The sequence below is a fragment of the uncultured Methanobrevibacter sp. genome (assembly GCF_902774605.1).
In the GTDB taxonomy this organism is placed as follows: Archaea; Methanobacteriota; Methanobacteria; order Methanobacteriales; family Methanobacteriaceae; genus Methanocatella.
Window position 1 is genome coordinate 1 of sequence record NZ_CACYJE010000085.1, and the last position, 4,910, is coordinate 4,910.

Below are 4,910 nucleotides of genomic sequence, written 5' to 3' on the forward strand. Positions count from 1 at the left end.
TTCAGGGTTCTGGAGAACGGGAATTCAATTTCAAGATAAATCCGAATCCAAGTGATGGAAATGGCAATGGCATAGGCAATGGAGGTTCTGATGGCAGAGGCGCTTTAGGCATTATGAGTGGTTCAAATGGTGCTAATCCTTATTCCACAGTCTATGGTATAGACTTCACAAGCAATATGATGAACAGCATCAATTCTATTATTTCAAATGATATTAATGGGGTTGCAATGATTAATTCAACTACCAAGGCATCTTATGATGGAAACAGCAGTTATGATACTCCCGGCTTGTCCGGTTCCACTCCTTTAAGTTCAAAGGCCAGCAGCTCTTCAAGTTCTGAAGGTTCTGAATTTTCAAATCAAAAAGCATATGAAATAGAAAAGAATGTTGTTGATAAAACAGCTGATGTCAATGAGAATAATCTCTTATGGCTATTGATTCTCTTTGCGATTTTGCTTTATGTAGGATATAAAACTAAAAAAATAGATTAGTCAATTCGCCAATATCATTGCGGATTGATTTAATTTTATTGTCTAGGCTGTTTATCAATAATTTTTTATTATTTTATTAGTATTTTTTTAATTATTTTTCTCATATTGGTTATTTGTTTATTGAATTTTTATTTTTAATATTAGTTTCAGGTGGATATTATGTATGAAAAAACTTTTGTTAAGTTTGTTTTTATTTTATTCGTGTTTTTATTAAGTTTGACTTATGTCAGCGCGAATGATACAGGGGGTTTTTCAGATGCGATAGGTGCTGACTCTTTAGAATATAATGGAGCATCTTCGGATATTGAAGTTTCTGAATTGAATGAGGAGGATGTTTTATCTTCAAATGCTGGTTCTGACGGTTTATCTTCAGGTGCTGGTATTGATGATTTGAATGAGTATGTAAATTCGGATTCTAGTATTAAAAATACAAATTCTTTAACTAATGCGGGTGAAAGCGGAATTCTGGCTGAAAATGAGGATCTCATTTCCAATTTCACTGATTTGAAAAAAGCTATAGATGAGTCTTCTACAGGCATAATCATCCTTAACGGCAATGTAACTAGAGGTTCTGATGAGTTTTCAGATGAGGGATTCATAATCGATAGGGATATGACAGTCAACGGCAATGGTTTCACAATAGACTTCAGTAGCGGAAGTTTTTTAAAAATACTTTCCAATGGGACTCTTGCTTTAAACAACATCACCCTCCTCAATCTTATTGGTTCTCCATCCCCTGATGGGGGGGCTATTTACAATGAAGGTGGCCTGACAGTTGAAAATTCCAATTTCGTCAACGGCTCAAATTTTTTGATTACCAATCATGGACTTTTAAATCTTGAAAACAGCAACTTCATTTATAGCGATAAATTTATTAATTATGGCAGCATGCATATTAGCAATTGCAGTTTCATTGCCAGATTTAACAGTCATGATCAATTTACTTATGATATTTGGGGACAAGCTTATAAAAATTATTCAGACCATTTCTATGATTTTCATATTATCAATGAAAAGGATTTGATCATTGATAACAGTTCTTTTACAAACTTCTCACATCATTTGATTACCAGTCATGATTTTTTAAATATTTCCAACAGTCTTTTCATAAACAATGGCGCTGTAATAAGTACAACTGGAATCTGCAATATTGCAAACACCCGAATTATCAATTCCTCTGCAGGCTATCTCGATAAAGGCGGAGGAGCATTGGCAAATAGAGGAGATTGCAGCATTTTCAATTCAACATTTGAAAACAATACGGTCTGGCTTCATCAGTTTGCAAATGGAGGGGGTGCCATTTATAATGAGGGTGATTTGAACATCACATCCAATGTTTTCAAGAATAATTATATTGATCCATTTAAATTTTTATATCAATCTGGTGGAGCAGCTTTTACATGGTTCGGCAATGTCATTTACAATACTGGGAATTTAACAGCCAATTACAATGTCTTTTTAAACAATACCAAATTGAGAAAGACATATGACGAGAATGTTGTAAATGACAAGTATGACATTTATAATGTCGGAGGAGATATATTGGCATGCCGTTACAACTGGTGGGGATCCAATAATCCTGTCTTCGACAATCTTACCAATTTTGATGTTTCCAGCTGGCTTGTCATGACTGCAGACCCTACCTATTCAAATCTAGGATTGGAGGAGTCTGTTGTCTTGTCTGTCTATCTGAATCGTTTGAATGATGGAAACGAAGTTCCTGATTCAAGTCTTATTCCTGTTCGCCAGGTAATATTCAACTGCAGCGGAGGTGATGCTTATTTAAGTTCATCTGTCTCTGATTTGAGTTTGGGTTCTGCGTCTGTTGTATTTTCAGGTAGCGATGTTCGCTCAGGATTTGCAGTCAATGCTTCAATAGATGGGTACTCTTTTGAACTTGTGATTGATGTTGACAAATTCAATTCCAGTTTGGAGTTTGATTGTTTGGATATTGTTTACGGTGACAATCTGACCATCAATGTTGATGTTTTTGACAACGGCCAGTCATCTGTTTTGCTGGATGGGATGGTTTGCGTTTTAATTGACGGTAAGGAACACCGCTCTTCTTTAAACGAAAACGGCTCCTGCACTTTTTCCATCGAAGGATTGTCTGCTGGAGATTATGTTTTGAATGTCAGTTATCTGGGAAATGAGTATTTTTCAAGGTCTTTTGCAGATAAATTGATTAATGTCGACAAGCTCAATACAAATATTACAATTATTGCGGATGACATTATTGAAGGCCAGAAGGCTCGGATTATAATTAATGCATCTCCTTCTGACATTGGTGGATTTGCGCGCATAGTCATAAACAATAAGACTTACAAGGTTTACTTGAATCATGGCTCTGCTACTTATGAGGTTAGAAATTTAAATGATGGCGATTATCTAGTTGCCGTTTACTATGAAGGCACCGATAATTATTATAACAGTTCTGCCATCACTCATTTCACTGTTTACCGCAATATAACCTCTAAAGAGGATACATTCCTCAGTATTTTTGCGGATAATATTATCGTTGGCGAGAATCAGACGGTTGAGATTCTTGTCGGACCCGGTGAGGTTTATGGATATGGTGTTTTAACAATCAACAACAATTCTTTCGACTTTTATGTCGTCAATGGTTCTGCTAATGTGACTCTGACTGATTTGGCTTTGGGAGATTATGTGATTTCTGCAAGTTACAATGAAAGTTACTATTATCATGCAAGCAGCAATATCACCAGTTTTTCTGTTGTCAAGAAATACAATGATTCAAATTTCAAAATGGATGTCAATCTGTCTTTAGTTAGAAATGGATTGGGTGAGGTTTCTGTTGATTTCAAGCCTTATACTATCAGCGGCAACCTGACTGTTGGAGTCAATGAATATTATTACCTGTTGCCTTTTTCCAATGGCTTCACCAGTTTCAATATATCTCTTGTCGAAGGCTCCAACAATCTGGTCATATATTATCCAGGAGATGAAGATTTTACATACAAGCTTTATAATGAGACTTTTTCCTTGAGTTGGGTTTATGATACTCATATCAGTTGCTCTTCTTTGAAGGTTTCAGCTGTTCCAAGTGCGGGCGTCAAGAGCGGAGAGTATTTAACCGGCTACTTGTTGGATTCAAGCAATAATCCTTTGGCATCCAAGACCATAGTCATTAGTTTTGGAGGCAGTAAGTACAAGGTTTCCACAGATTCCAAAGGTTTCTTCAAGTTCCAGGTAAACATTGTTTCTGCTGGCAAATACAAGTTCAATCTTTATTTCCCAGGGGACAGCAGGTTTAAATCTTGCTCATCAATTGTTGGTGTTTCTGTTTTAAAGAACAAGGTCAAATTCTCCAGTCCGACCAAGAAGGTTAAGAAATCAAATTCCAAACGCAAGTTTAAAATCATCTTGAAGACAGTTTCCAAGAAGGTCTTAAAAGGCCGAGTTGTTTATTTGAAGATTAACAAAAAGACTTATAAAGCTAAGACCAGCAGCAAAGGTGTGGCTGTTTTCAAATTGAAGCTGGCTAATAAAAAGAAGATATATAAGTATAAAGCCACTTTCAAAGGGGATTCCGGAAATTACAAGAAAACTTTCAGTGGCAAGCTGAAGGTCTACTGAGATTAAATTTCATTCGGCGGCATTCGCCGTCGATTGTTTTTATTTTTATTTTTTTTTCGAATCTTTAATCCGGGAGTTTGAATCAAAAGTTGTTTTGATCTTTTAGTTTATTTTAGACTATGGCGTTTCTGAAAACTTTTTTTTTAATTGATTTTTTAAAGTTTCTATGAAAAACTAAATAATAACTGTTATATATTATAACTTACTTATAAATATATATGTATATCAATTATAATTGATATATAATAAAATAAATTTTAGTAAAATTTATTTTTTTTTAATTTTTTAAAGGTATATTAACTTTTAAACTTTTTTTATTTAAGTTTGTTGAAAAATATTTTTAAAAATGGTGTAATAATGAAAGATTTTAAAAAAACAATTTTGATAATGTCAATTGTTTTCATATCTTTAATTTGCATAAGTGCAGTAAGCGCTGCAAGCGATGACGGTGCGGCATTGGCTGTAGATGATTCTATCTATGATGCTCCTGCAATTGCTGAGGTAAGTGAAGATGTGGAAACCAATGTGGAAGATAATTCCGGGTTTGATGATTTGGAAACTTCCTCTGCTGATGATCAGGTGTTGGGTGACGATTCGCCTGTTTATGATGCTCAATGGGGAAAGGAGTCCTATGACAACAACAATACTGGCCAATCTCCATACAATGGTCCTAAAACAAATGCGACTCTTTGGGATTATTCTGTGGACGGAAGCGGTTTCACTGCTCCTGTAGTTGATTCAAGCGGCAGAGTTTATGTTGGAACCAGTTCAAAAATATACATTTTAAACCCTGATGGAACTTCAAATGGTACTATCAATCTT

At 35.1% G+C, this 4,910-nt stretch carries 3 protein-coding genes; all 3 read left to right on the forward strand.

Going from position 1 to position 4,910, the window contains the following annotated elements; translation table 11 throughout:
* Window positions 1-491: hypothetical protein (locus QZU77_RS10365; protein ID WP_394350532.1), on the forward strand; the 491-nt coding region annotated here is incomplete at its 5' end.
* A 216-nt stretch (window positions 492-707) separates the two neighbouring features.
* A complete protein-coding gene (locus QZU77_RS10370; protein WP_295603828.1) occupies window positions 708-4,088 on the forward strand; it encodes an Ig-like domain-containing protein in 3,381 nt (1,126 codons plus the stop codon).
* Between the two features lie 357 nt (window positions 4,089-4,445).
* Window positions 4,446-4,910: PQQ-binding-like beta-propeller repeat protein (locus QZU77_RS10375; protein ID WP_295603830.1), on the forward strand; the 465-nt coding region annotated here is incomplete at its 3' end.